The following is a 12419-nucleotide window of genomic DNA, read 5'->3' as shown; positions in this document are numbered from 1 at the left end:
ACGGTTGGCCTTCGCCGGCCCTGCGCGGCTATCGATGGGCAGGAAGACGATCCGAGAAGACCGTCGCCGACAGACCACCGGAGGAACCGTTCATGGCCGGACCGCTCGCCGGAATCCGCGTTCTCGAACTCGGACAGCTCATCGCCGCCCCCTTCGCCGCCCGCCTGATGGCGGAGTTCGGTGCCGAGGTGATCAAGGTCGAGGCACCGGGGGAGGGCGATCCCCTGCGCAAGTGGCGCAAGCTGCACGAGGGCACCTCCCTCTGGTGGTACCTCCAGTCCCGCAACAAGAAATCCATCGCCGTCGACCTGAAGGCGCCGGAGGGCGCCGCGGTGGTGCGGGCGCTCGCCACCAGCGCCGACGTGGTCATCGAGAATTTCCGCCCCGGGGGGCTGGAGAAGCTCGGGCTGGGCTGGGCGGACCTCTCCGCCCTCAACCCCAACCTCGTCATGGTCCGGATCTCCGGCTACGGCCAGACCGGTCCCTACCGCGACCGGCCGGGCTTCGGCGCCATCGGCGAGGCGATGGGCGGCCTGCGCTTCACCACCGGCCATCCGGACAGCCCGCCCGCCCGCGTCGGCGTCAGCATCGGCGACACCCTGGCCTCCCTGCACGGGGTCATCGGCGCGCTGATGTCGCTCCTCCACGTCAAGACCGCCGGCGGCAAGGGCCAGGTCATCGACGTCTCGCTGGTGGAGAGCGTCTTCAACGTGATGGAGAGCCTCGTCCCGGAATACGACCTCCTCGGCGAGGTCCGTACCCGGACGGGCGGCGCCCTGCCGGGCATCACGCCCTCGAACACCTACCCGACCCAGGATGGCGGCTACGTCGTCATCGCGGGCAACAGCGACCCGATCTTCCGGCGCCTGATGCGGGCGATCGGCCGGCCCGACCTCGCCGACGACCCGGCCCTGCGCAGCAACGACGGCCGCTCGGCCCAGGCCGCGCGGCTCGACGCGGCCATCGCGGACTGGTCGGGCGCGCGCAGCATCGCCGATGCGCTGGAGGCCCTGGAGGCGGCGCAGGTCCCCGCCGGCCGGATCTACTCGGTGGCCGACATCGTCGCCGACCCGCACTACCAGGCCCGCGACATGATCCTGCCGACCGCGCTGCCCGGCGGCACGGCGGTGAAGATGCCCGGCATCGTGCCCAAGCTCTCCGAGACCCCCGGAGAGGTGCGCTGGTCCGGTCCGGCCCTCGGCGCCCACACCGACGCGGTGCTGGCGGATCTCGGCTACGACGCCGCGGCGATCGCGGCCCTGCGGACCACGGGAGCGGTGGCGTGAGCGGCGGCTTGAGGCGCAGCGGGACGGGAAGCCCGGGCGACGAGACGCCCCTGATCGTCCAGGAGGTCGCGCCCCGCGACGGCCTGCAGATCGAGCCCGCCTTCGTGGAGACCGCCGACAAGGTCGCGCTGATCGACGCCCTCTCGGCGGCGGGCTTCAGCCGGATCGAGGCGACCTCGTTCGTCTCGCCCAAGGCGGTTCCCGCCTTGCGCGACGCCGCCGAGGTGCTGGCCCGGATCACCCGGCGCCCGGGCACGCTCTACGTCGCCCTGGTGCCGAACCTGAAGGGCGCCGAGCGGGCGCTCGCGGCCCGCGCCGACGAGCTCAACCTCGTCATGTCGGCGAGCGAGACCCACAACCGCGCCAATATGGGCCTGACCCGCGAGGCCTCCCTCGACGCCTTCGCGCGGATCGTCGCGGCGGCGCGCGGCACCGGCGTGCGCCTCAACGCGACGGTGGCCACCGCCTTCGGCTGCCCCTTCGAGGGCGGCCAGCCGGCGGAGCGGGTCCTCGACATCGTCGCGCGCTACCGCGCCCTCGGGATCGACGGCATCACGCTGGCCGACACCACCGGCATGGCCAACCCGCGCCAGATCGGCGACCTCGTGGCCCGCGCCCTCCGGCTCGTCCCGGCCGAGGCGCTGACGCTCCACTTTCACAACACCCGCGGCCTCGGCCTCGCCAACGTGCTGGCGGCGCGGGCGGCCGGCGCCCTGCGCTTCGACGCGGCCCTCGGCGGCCTCGGCGGCTGCCCCTTCGCCCCGGGGGCCACCGGCAACATCTGCACCGAAGACCTCGTGAGCATGGCCCACGAGATGGGCATCCCCACCGGCCTCGACCTCGACGGGCTGATCGCCCTGTCGCGCGGGCTGCCGGCCCTCGTCGGCCATCCCGTCCCGGGGCAGGTGGCCCAGGCCGGGCGCCCCGGCGACCTCCACCCGCCGCCGCCCGGGATCGCGGCCTGAGGCGGGGGTTCGACGCAAGACAAGCCCAACACGCAAGATCGGCAGAACCCGCAAGACCGCCCGGATAAGGGCGGCGCGCCATCGAGACGCCTCCAGGGAGAGACACCATGACCCTCGCCGCTCCGGCCGCCCTCGGCGCGCCCGCAGAGACCCGCGAAGCCGCCACCTACCGGAAGATCGCCTGGCGGCTGATGCCGCTGATCATGGTCTGCTACTTGTTCGCCTTCTTCGACCGCATCAACATCAGCTTCGCCAAGTTCCAGCTTCAGAGCGACCTCGGCTTCAGCAACACCGCCTACGGCCTCGGCGCGAGCCTGTTCGTGGTCGGCTACGTTATCTTCGAGGTGCCCTCGAACCTGATCCTGTACCGGGTCGGCGCCCGGCGCTGGATCGCCCGGATCATGATCTCCTGGGGGCTCGCCACCGCCGCCATGGTGTTCATCACCCAGGAATGGCACTTCTACGCCCTGCGCTTCCTCATCGGCGCCATGGAGGCGGGCTTCGCCCCCGGCATCCTCTACTACCTGACCCTGTGGTTTCCGGCCTCGCGCCGCGGGCGCATCACCTCGATGCTGTTCGTGGCCTCGGCCTTCTCGGGCATCGTCGGCGCCCCGGTCTCGGGGCTGATCCTGAGTTCGCTCAACGGCGTCGCGGGACTGGCCGGATGGCAGTGGCTGTTCCTTGCCGGCGGCCTGCCCTGCCTGCTCCTTGGCGCCCTGGTGATACGCCGCTTCGACGACCGCGTCACCGATGCCCGCTGGCTCACCGACTCCGAGAAGAGCCTGGTGGCGAGCCAGATCGCCGAGGCCAACCGCGGGATCGGCGACCACTCGCTCCTGGGCGCCATCCGCAGCCCCGGCTTCCTCAAGGTCGGGCTGATCTACTTCCTGCTCCAGATCGGCTCCTACGGCCTGAACTTCTGGGGGCCGGACCTGATCCGGACGGCGAGCGGTGCCAGCACCGGCCTGGTCGGGCTCCTGGCGGCGCTGCCCTACATCTGCGGGGCGATCAGCATGGTGGTGATCGGGCGGCTGTCCGACGCCTCCGGGAACCGACCGAAATTCGTGGCCGGCCTCGCCATCGCGGCGGCCCTGGGCTTCTTCGCCGCCGGCCTGTTCGACCGGCAGATCGTGCCGCTGATGCTGGCCCTCTGCCTCGTCGGCACCGGGATCGTCGCCTCGATCCCGACCTTCTGGACCCTGCCGCCGAAGCTCGTCACCGGGGTCGGCGCCGCCGGCGGCATCGCCCTGATCAACACCCTCGGGCAGTTCGGCGGCATCGTCAGCCCGGTCATGGTGGGCTGGGTCAAGGACCTGACCGGATCGACCACCCCGGCCATCTGGGTGATCGCCGGGCTCTGCCTCGCGGCCGCCGCCATCAGCCTGTTCGCCCTGCCGGCCCAGCTGCGCCGCAGCGACCGGATCGACTGATCCGTCGCGGGGGCGCCCCTTGCCCGGGGGCGCCCCGCGTGACCTCAGGCGTGGGGGACGGGGAGGGGCGCCTCGTCCGTCGCGCCGACGAAGCGGCCGAGGAGCCGGCCGAGGACGGCGCCGAGGCTGTCCATGAGCAGGAACACCGCCGGCACGAAGACCAGCGAGAGCAGGGTCGAGACGATCAGGCCCGAGATCACCGCCACCGCCATCGGCGCGCGGAACTCGCCGCCGATGCCCAGCGCCATGGCGGAGGGCACCATGCCGGCCGCCATGGCGATGGTGGTCATCACGATGGGCCGGGCGCGCTTGCGGCCCGCATCCACGATGGCGGTGACCCGGTCGACGCCGCGGGCCATCTCCTCCACGGCGAAGTCCACCAGCATGATGGCGTTCTTCGTCACCAGCCCCATCAGCATCAGGATGCCGATCACCACCGGCATCGAGATCGGCATGTTCAGGATCAGCAGACCGAGGATCGCGCCGCCGATGGAGAGGGGCAGCGAGAACAGGATGGTCAGCGGCTGCAGGAACGAGCCGAACAGCAGCACGAGCACCGCGTAGACCATCATGATCCCGGCCCCCATCGCCATGAGGAAGCCCGAGAACACCTCGCCCATGATCTCGGCGTCGCCGGTCTGCCGGATGGTGACGCCCGGCGGCAGGGTCTTGGCCGTGGGGGTCTCCAGCGCCTGGGCGATGAGGGAGCCGAGGGCGTCGGAGCCCTCCATGTTGGCCTCCACGGCCACGCGCACCACGCGGTCGTAGCGCTCGATGGCGCCGGGCCCCTGGTCGAGCTCGATGTCGGCGACGGCCGCCAGCGGCACGGCGGCGCCGTTCTTGGCCGGCACCTTGAGGTTCTCGAGACGCGAGACCGCGCCGCGGGCGCTCTCCGGCAGTTGCACCCGGATCGGCACCTGCCGGTCGGGCGCGTTGAACTTCGCCAGGTTCAGCCCGATGTCGCCGATGGTGCCCACCCGGACGGTCTCGGCGATGGCGTCGGTGGAGACGCCGAGATCGGCCGCCGCCCCCGCCTTCGGCCGGATGCGGACCTCCGTGCGGTTGAGGGGGGCCGTCGACATCACCGAGACCAGGTGGGGGATCGCCGCCATGTCGCGCTGGAGCCGGGCGGCGACCTCGGTGACCACGTCGACATCGGGTCCGCCGACCACGAGAGCGAGGTCGCGCTGGCCGCCGTCGCGCAGGGTCCAGGAGCGGATGTCGGGTTCCTGGGCGAGCAGGCCGGCGATCTCGGTCTCGATGGCGGCCTGCTTGGCGGAGCGCTGATTCTTCGGCGTCAGGTTGACGATCAGGGTGGCGAGCCGGGTCTCCTTCTTGCCGCCGGCCTGGCGGCCGCCGTCGACGAAGACCGAGACCACCTCGGGCAGGGCCCGGATACGGGCCACCACCCGGTCCGAGACCGCGACGGTGTCGGGCAGGCGGGCGCCGGGCGCGAGCTCGACCATGAACAGCGTGCGGGCATTGTCCTGCTTCGGCACGAACCCCGAGGGCAGGAGGCCGGTGGAGGCCAGCGAGCCGGCGAACAGCGCGAGGCCGACGATCAGCGTGACGACGCGGTGGCGCACCGACCAGCCGACGACGCGGCCATAGGCGCGCATCACCGGGCCCTCCTTCGCCTCCTCGTGGTCGTGGTCGCGCAGGAAGTAGGCGGCCAGCATCGGGGTGATCAGGCGCGCGACCAGCAGCGACATGAACACCGAGACCGCGATGGTGAGGCCGAACTGCATGAAGTAGCGGCCCGCGATGCCGCCCATGAAGGAGACCGGTGCGAACACCGCGATCAGGGTCGCCGTGATGGCGATGACCGCGAGCCCGATCTCGTCGGCGCCCTCGATGGCGGCGCGGTAGGGCGATTTGCCGAGCCGCATGTGCCGGACGATGTTCTCGATCTCCACGATGGCGTCGTCGACGAGGATGCCGGTGACCAGCGTGATGGCGAGCAGGCTGATGCCGTTCAGGGTGAAGCCCATCGCGTCCATCGCCCAGAAGGTCGGGAAGACCGAGAGCGGCAGGGCGATCGCGGCGATCAGCGTCGCGCGCCAGTCGCGCAGGAACAGGAACACCACCAGCACGGCGAGCGCCGCCCCCTCGATCAGGGTGTGCATCGCCGAATCGTAGGAGCCGATGGTGGCCGCCACCGAGGAGTCGATGGTCTCGAACCGGATGTCGGGATAGGCGGTCTTGAACGCGGCGATGCGCGTCTCGACACCGGCCGCGACCTCGGCGTCGCTGGCGCCCGAGCCGCGCGAGACCGCGAAGGCGACCACCGGCTCGCCGTTGAAGCGCGCGAAGGTGCGCGGCTCCTCGATGGCATCCTCCAGCGTCGCCAGTTCGTCGAGGCGGACCTTGCGGCCCCCGGAGAGCACGATGGAGGTGGCCTTGAGGTCGCGCAGCGAGCGCGAGGCGGCCAGCGTCCGGATCGACTGCTCGCGCCCGCCGACCTCGCCGCGACCGCCCGCCATGTCGGCGGAGGTCAGGCGCAGCTGACGGTTCACGTCGGCCGCCGTGATGCCCAGCGCCAGCAGGCGGTCGGGGAGCAGGGTGACGCGCATCTCGCGGGCGACGCCGCCGACGCGCTCGACGCCGCCGACGCCCTTCACGCCCTGGAGCGAGCGGGCGACCTTGTCCTCCACGAACCAGGACAGCTCGGCCGGCGTCATGCCGGGCGACGTCACGCCGTAGATCAGGATCGGCAGGCCGGTGATCTCGACGCGCTGGATCACCGGCTCGTCGATGGTGCGGGGCAGGTTGATGCGGATCTTGGAGACCGCGTCCTTGACGTCGTTGACGGCCCGGTCGGTGTTCACCTCCAGGCGGAACTCCACCGTGGTGACGGAGGAGCCCTCGGTGATGGCCGAGGTGATGTGCTTGACCCCGCGCACCCCGGCGATGGAATCCTCGACCCACTTCGTGACCTGCGTCTGCAGCTCGGCGGGGGCCGACCCGCTCTGCGTGATCGTCACCGAGACGATCGGCACGTCGACGTTGGGCATCCGCGTCACCGCGAGGCTGCGGAAGCTGACGAGACCGAGCACGATCAGCACCAGGAACAGCACGAGCGGCGCGATCGGGTGGCGGATCGCCCAGGCGGAGATGTTCAGGCGCATGCGTCGGCTCGATGGGGGGTTCGGATCGGGAGACGAGGCGGCGCCCGGTCAGGGCGTCCCGGCCTCGGCGGTCTCGCGCGGGGAGGGGGCGGCGGCCACGGCCGGCTCCGGCACGGCCAGCGCCACCGGGCGGACCCGGTCGCCGTCGCGCAGGAAGCTGCCGGCGCGGGCCACCACGCGCTCGCCGTCGGCGAGTCCGGCGCGGATCTCGATGTCGTCGTCGTCGGACAGGCCGGTGCGGACCTCGCGGGCCTCGACCACGTCGTCGGCGACCACGAGGACGGAGCTGCGCTTGCCCCCGCCGTAGAGCACGGAGGCCTGCGGCACGGTCACGCCGCGGGTCCGGGCGAGCTCGACGGCGCCCCGCGCGAAGGTGCCGATGCGCAGGCGCGGATCCGGCTCCAGGCGGACGCGGACCTTGCCGAGGCGGGTCGCCCGGTCGACCTCCGGGTAGACGGTCCGCACGCTGCCCGACAGGCGGACACCGTCGCCGAGGTCGATCCAGGCCGGGGCGTTCTCGCGCAGCTGCGGCAGCTTGGTCTCGATGACCTCGCCCTCGAGTTCGATCTCGCCCCGGGCGATCAGGCGGAACAGGGGCTCGGCCGAGGCGGAGGCGGCCAAGCCCACCCGGGCGGTGCGGCGACTGACGATGCCGGCCTCCGGCGCGCGGATCTCCGTGCGGGCCAGGCGCAGGTTCAGTTCCTCCAGCACGGCCCGGGCCTGGGCGAGGTCGGCCCGGGCGATGCGCAGGCCGTTGCGGGCGAAGGCGAGCTTGCCCTCGGCCTGGCGCAGGCTGGCGGTGCGGCCCTCCATCACGGCCGCGGTGGCGTTGCCGGTCTTCAGGAGCTGCTGCACCCGCTCGAAGGCGAGGCGCGCCTCGGTCTCGGCGGCCTCCGCCTGCTCGATGCTGCTCTGGGCCTGGGGCACGGCGGCCTCGGCCTTCTCCACCAGGGCCGCCTGCTGGGCGAGCTGACGGTCGATGAGGTCGCGCGAGAGACGGGCGAGCACCTGCCCCCGGGCCACCCGGGCACCTTCCTCCACCAGCACCTCGGTGACCCGGTAGCCCTCGATCTCGGGCGTCACCAGGATCTCGTCGCGCGGGACCAGGGTGCCGGTGACGACCACCGACTCGAAGATCTCGCGCCGCCTGGCTTCGACCACGCTGATCGTCGGCACGAGGCCGGCCTTGACCGGCTGGGCCGCGCCGGCCGGCGGCTGGGTGGAGCCTGCCGGCGGCTGGGCCGGGCCGGCGAGAGCTGCGGAGGCCGGCAGCGCCAGGGCGAGCAGGGCGAGGCCGAGGCGGGCGGCGGTCATGGGCGGGGCTCCACGGCGGGGAGGGGGGCGCGGCCGGCGAGCCCGGCCTCGATCAGGGCCTGGAGCTGCGCCACGGCGAGCCCCGTGTCGAAATCGGGGAGGATGGCCCGGCTCAGGACGATCCCCTTCAACTGGGGCGCCAGCAGGGCGTAGAGGGCCACCGGATCGCAATCCGGCGCGGTGGCGAGGTCGGCGAAGGTCTCCTCGAACCAGGCCCGGGCCTCCGCCTCGGTCTCCGCCGTGAGCGCCGCGATGGCCGGGTTGCGGGTGCCCTCGGACCAGATCTCCAGGCGCAGCACCGCCGCCTCCCGGGTCAGGGCGCCGAAATACTGGCCGAGCACGCCGAACAACGCGCCGCGCCGGTCGCCCTCCTGCTGGAGGCGCGTCACCAGCTGGGCGCCGCTGATCCGTTCCCGCTCCACGAGGCCCAGGACCAGCGCCTCCTTGGAGCGGAAGTAGTGGTAGAAGTTGCCCGCCGTCATGCCGGCCTCGCGGGCGAGGTCCTGCATCGTGGTGCGGTGGAACCCGTTGCGCACGAAACAGGCGCAGGCGGCGTCGAGGATCTGTTCCCGGCGCGCGGCCTGGCTGGCGCGGGCGTCGATGAGGGTGCCGACCGGCGAGGCCATGGTCAGGAGACCCGTCCGTCCGCCGACGGCGCGACCACCCGGCAGGCGGCGACCGAGGCGTCCGCATCGGCACAGAGGCGGGCCTGCCAGCCGACCGGGCCGTTGCCGGTCCAGGCGATGAGCGCGGCCCAGCCGAGCACCAGCACGGCCCCGAGCAGCAGGTGCTCGGGCGCGAGGAGCGCCCGCGCCTTCCGCACCAGCGCCTCGAACGGGAAATCCTCGTGCGTCCGCTGCATCGCATCCTCCAACCGACACAATCGTCGTATTGAATGTTCATTCACTGGTCAATGAGCGTTCATTCTGTCCGTGTGGAAGGGCACGGCGATGGGGTCTCACGGCCACGAGCGCCCTGCCCCGCGGGCCGCCGTGTCAACATGAAGCAAGCCGGGACCGGAACGGCCGCCCGCCGCGCGGGTTCGAGCAGACCCCCGCGGAGGATCCCGGTCGGCTCGGTTCGGACACGCGCGACGTGCGCGGACGGCCCGTGGCGCCACGCCCGGCCCCGGCCGGTATCGTCCGCTCACCACCCGAGGTCGCCCGCACCGTGCTGAAGCCTTTCCCCCGCGAGGGCGGTGCCGTCGGCCGCACCGACGGATTTCTCCCGATCGAGGGCTACGCGGCGATCGGCGAGGGCCGCTCGGTGGCACTCTCGGGGGCCGACGGCTCCATCGACTGGTGGTGCTGTCCCAATCTCGACTCGCCGCCGCTGTTCGACCGCATGCTCAGCCCGGAGGAGGGCGGCTACTTCGCGATCACGCCGGAGGAGCCCTTCACCGCCGAGATCGGCTACCGCGATGGCAGCAACGTCCACGAGACCGTCTTCACCACGAAGACCGGACGCGCGCGCCTCACCGAGAGCCTGAACAGCGGCCCCGCCGGGCGCCTGCCCTGGGCGGAACTCGCGCGCCGGATCGAGGGTCTGGAGGGGCACGTGCGCTTCCGGGTGGCCTTGGTCTTAGGCACGCGGGGCGACACGGCCGCCCCCTATCTCTCGGGCAACAGCAACGGCACCGCCTTCCACGTGGCCGGCATGATGGGCCTGTTCCGCACCAGCGACGGCATCCGGATCGAGACGGAGAACGACCACGTCATCTCGGGCTCCGTCGAGGTGCGGGCGGGTCAGCGCGAGGTCGTCGCCATCGTGGCCGCCGAGAACCAGCCCCTGGTGGTGGCGCCGATCGACGAGATCGACGGGCGCATCGACGTCTCGTGCCAGGAATGGCGGGACTGGACCGAGCGTCTCGCCTATCGGGGCCGCTATGCCGAGCAGGTCGAGCGCAGCGCCCTCGCGCTGAAGCTGCTGCTCTACTCGCCCACCGGCGCCATCGCGGCGGCGGCCACGAGTTCCCTGCCCGAGGGCATCGGCGGCTCCAAGAACTACGATTACCGCTACGCCTGGATCCGCGATGCCGGCTACGTCATCAAGGCCTTCCTGCGCCTGGGTGCCCAGGCCGAGGCCAACGCGGCCCTGTCCTGGCTGATGCGCCACATCGGCGAGCACGGGGCGCAGGTGCTCTACACCCTCGACGGCGGCTGCGTGCCCGGCGAGCGCGACATCGATCTGCCGGGCTATCGCGGCTCGCGCCCCGTGCGCACCGGCAACGCCGCCACGGGCCAGCACCAGCACGGCATCTACGGCGACATCTTCGAGACCGCCGAGCGCTTCGTGGCCGACGGCAACATGCTTGACCTGCGCACCGGGACGCTGCTCGCCCAGCTCGCCGACCAATGCGCCGAATCCTGGAAGCTCAAGGATGCGGGCATCTGGGAGTTGCCGGAGGCCGAGCACTACACCGGCTCCAAGATCAGCTGCTGGCAGGCGCTGGCCCGGGCGGTGGAACTCGCCGATGGCGGCCACCTACCGGGCACCTGCCGCGAGCGCTGGGCCCGGGCCCGCGACCGCGTCGCGGACTGGATCGACCGGAACTGCTGGTCGGAGGCCAAGCAATCCTACGTCATGTATCCCGGCACGGAGAAGCTCGATGCCTCCCTGACGCTGGCCGTTCGCTTCCGCTTCGGCAACCCCGAGCGCCTCGCGGCCACCTGCCGGGCCATCGACCGGGAGCTCGGACGCGGCCCCTATCACTACCGCTACACCGGCGCCGAGGCGGAGGAGGGCTGCTTCCTCGCCTGCACCTTCTGGCTCGTGGAGGCCAGGGCCCTGCTCGGGGAGACGGCGGAAGCGCAAGCCGCGTTCGAGGCCCTGGTGAAGGCCCTCGACCGGAATTCCGGCACCTATTCGGAGATGGCCGACCCGGTCAGCGGCATCTATCTCGGCAACCTGCCGCAGGGGCTGACCCATCTGGCCCTGATCCAGGCCGCCGCCACCCTGTCGGGCCTGAGCCTGTAGATGACTGCGGCGCCCGGCGGGAGCTTTGGTCGCAGATCCGACCAGGGCCCTGCCGCGTTGCCGGGGAGCCCATCAGGAGACGGCAGCATGGCCAAGACCACGAACAAGACCACGGACACGACCAATCCGGACGTGACGACCTACATCCTGAAGCAGGCCATGGCCGCACGCGTCGACGATCACGTGGAGATCGCGGTCGAGGCCGAGGACGGAACCACCTTCAAGATCCGCGCGACGCCCGACCAGCTCGATGCCCTCACGGGCGACCTCGAGACCATTCTCGAGGCCGACGACGCGGACGCCTGATCGTCCCGGGGCCCGCCGCCCGGTGGGCCCCTTTTTGTTGAAGACAGCCCCGGAAGGCCTCAGACGCCGATGACCATCGATCCCCGCGACGCCGGCCCGCGGCCGCCCTTTCCCGGCGACCAGCAACAGGAACGGCCGGGCCTGACCTCGCGGATGCGTCCGGCCCCCGACCACGGCGAGACGAGCTACGTCGGCAAGGGGCTCCTCACCGACCGCGTCGCCCTGGTGACCGGCGGCGATTCCGGGATCGGCCGGGCCGTGGCCATCGCGTATGCCCGCGAGGGCGCCCACGTGGCGATCGCGTACCTGCCGGTCGAGCAGTCCGATGCCGAGGACACCGCCGAATGGGTGCGCAAGGCGGGCCGGCGCGTCCTGCTCCTGCCCGGCGACCTGCGCGACCCGACCTATTGCCGCGACCTCGTCGCCCGCACCGTGTCCGAACTCGGCGGGCTCGACATCCTCGTGAACAACGCCGCCGCGCAGGTGGTCAACGAGGACCTCGACGACGTGACGCCGGAGGATCTCGAGGGTTCGTTCCGCGCCAACGTGTTCGCGATGCTCTACCTCGCCCAGGCCGCCGTGCCGCACATGAAGCCGAGCTCTGCCATCGTGAACTCCACAAGCCAGCAGGCCAAGATCGCCGACAAGACCATGCTGGTCTACGCCGCCACCAAGGGCGCCATCGCGAGTCTGACCATCGGCCTGTCCAACCTGCTGGCGCCGAAAGGCATCCGGGTGAACTGCGTCGCCCCGGGCCCGGTCTGGACCCCGATCCAACCCATCGTGAAGAGCCCCGAGCAGATCGCCTCCCTCGGCGCCGACACGCCCCTGGGCCGCGCCGGCCAGCCGGCCGAACTCGCCCCTGCCTACGTGCTCCTCGCTTCGCGGGAGGGCAGCTACATGACCGGTGCGCTGGTGCCGGTCACGGGCGGGACGCCGATGTATTGAGGGGCTGTGCAGGCGAATACCGCTGAGAGACTTTACAGACCGTACGGAAATTCCGTATGTTCACGG

Annotated in this window: 10 protein-coding genes; 6 read left to right on the top strand and 4 right to left on the bottom strand. The window is 71.8% G+C overall.

Annotated features, from left to right (window positions below; genetic code table 11):
* Positions 1-92 precede the first annotated feature (92 nt).
* From ASG51_RS03960 to ASG51_RS03950, 3 genes are all read left to right on the top strand, one after another.
* Positions 93-1286: a CaiB/BaiF CoA-transferase family protein gene (locus ASG51_RS03960; RefSeq protein WP_056349023.1), complete on the top strand. Its 1194-nt coding sequence runs from the start codon at positions 93-95 to the stop codon at positions 1284-1286.
* On the top strand, positions 1283-2251 hold the full coding sequence (locus ASG51_RS03955) for a hydroxymethylglutaryl-CoA lyase (protein ID WP_244480053.1): 969 nt from the start codon (positions 1283-1285) through the stop codon (positions 2249-2251). The genes ASG51_RS03960 and ASG51_RS03955 overlap by 4 nt, the downstream gene beginning before the upstream one ends.
* Positions 2252-2358: 107 nt before the next feature.
* Positions 2359-3681, top strand: a complete 1323-nt coding sequence (locus tag ASG51_RS03950) for an MFS transporter (protein WP_056379243.1) — start codon at positions 2359-2361, stop codon at positions 3679-3681.
* Between the two features lie 44 nt (positions 3682-3725).
* Here the strand turns inward: ASG51_RS03950 and ASG51_RS03945 are convergent, their stop codons facing one another.
* The 4 genes from ASG51_RS03945 to ASG51_RS03930 are packed head-to-tail and all read right to left on the bottom strand — an operon-like array spanning position 3726 to position 8985.
* Complete coding sequence (locus ASG51_RS03945) at positions 3726-6809, bottom strand: efflux RND transporter permease subunit (protein ID WP_056379241.1); 3084 nt, start codon at positions 6807-6809, stop codon at positions 3726-3728.
* A gap of 48 nt (positions 6810-6857) precedes the next feature.
* Positions 6858-8123, bottom strand: coding sequence for an efflux RND transporter periplasmic adaptor subunit (locus ASG51_RS03940; protein ID WP_082513863.1), 1266 nt, complete (start codon positions 8121-8123; stop codon positions 6858-6860).
* The gene (locus ASG51_RS03935) at positions 8120-8749 is read right to left on the bottom strand and encodes a TetR/AcrR family transcriptional regulator (protein ID WP_056215532.1); all 630 of its coding nucleotides are present in this window, start codon (positions 8747-8749) and stop codon (positions 8120-8122) included. The genes ASG51_RS03940 and ASG51_RS03935 overlap by 4 nt, the downstream gene beginning before the upstream one ends.
* A gap of 2 nt (positions 8750-8751) precedes the next feature.
* Positions 8752-8985 (bottom strand): hypothetical protein, encoded by a 234-nt coding sequence (locus tag ASG51_RS03930; protein WP_056215530.1) that lies wholly within the window; start codon positions 8983-8985, stop codon positions 8752-8754.
* Between the two features lie 233 nt (positions 8986-9218).
* On the opposite strand from ASG51_RS03930, the gene ASG51_RS03925 reads away from it, so the two are divergent.
* The 3 genes from ASG51_RS03925 (at position 9219) to ASG51_RS03915 (ending at position 12353) form a co-directional block, all read left to right on the top strand.
* Positions 9219-11099 (top strand): glycoside hydrolase family 15 protein, encoded by a 1881-nt coding sequence (locus tag ASG51_RS03925; RefSeq protein WP_244480052.1) that lies wholly within the window; start codon positions 9219-9221, stop codon positions 11097-11099.
* A gap of 87 nt (positions 11100-11186) precedes the next feature.
* Entirely contained in the window at positions 11187-11405 is a 219-nt protein-coding gene (locus ASG51_RS03920; RefSeq protein ID WP_056270138.1) for a hypothetical protein, read from the top strand.
* A gap of 69 nt (positions 11406-11474) precedes the next feature.
* Positions 11475-12353: an SDR family oxidoreductase gene (locus ASG51_RS03915; RefSeq protein ID WP_056379240.1), complete on the top strand. Its 879-nt coding sequence runs from the start codon at positions 11475-11477 to the stop codon at positions 12351-12353.
* Positions 12354-12419 lie beyond the last annotated feature (66 nt).

It is taken from the genome of Methylobacterium sp. Leaf465, from assembly GCF_001424705.1.
Lineage (GTDB): Bacteria > Pseudomonadota > Alphaproteobacteria > Rhizobiales > Beijerinckiaceae > Methylobacterium.
This window is presented reverse-complemented; position numbering and strand designations above follow the sequence as displayed.

Coding starts and splice junctions, on each gene's coding strand:
- ASG51_RS03960 (WP_056349023.1), top strand. CDS start 93: ATGGCCGGACCGCTCGCCGGAATCCGCGTTCTCGAACTCGGACAGCTC.
- ASG51_RS03950 (WP_056379243.1), top strand. CDS start 2,359: ATGACCCTCGCCGCTCCGGCCGCCCTCGGCGCGCCCGCAGAGACCCGC.
- ASG51_RS03945 (WP_056379241.1), bottom strand. CDS start 6,809: ATGCGCCTGAACATCTCCGCCTGGGCGATCCGCCACCCGATCGCGCCG.
- ASG51_RS03940 (WP_082513863.1), bottom strand. CDS start 8,123: ATGACCGCCGCCCGCCTCGGCCTCGCCCTGCTCGCCCTGGCGCTGCCG.
- ASG51_RS03935 (WP_056215532.1), bottom strand. CDS start 8,749: ATGGCCTCGCCGGTCGGCACCCTCATCGACGCCCGCGCCAGCCAGGCC.
- ASG51_RS03930 (WP_056215530.1), bottom strand. CDS start 8,985: ATGCAGCGGACGCACGAGGATTTCCCGTTCGAGGCGCTGGTGCGGAAG.
- ASG51_RS03920 (WP_056270138.1), top strand. CDS start 11,187: ATGGCCAAGACCACGAACAAGACCACGGACACGACCAATCCGGACGTG.
- ASG51_RS03915 (WP_056379240.1), top strand. CDS start 11,475: ATGACCATCGATCCCCGCGACGCCGGCCCGCGGCCGCCCTTTCCCGGC.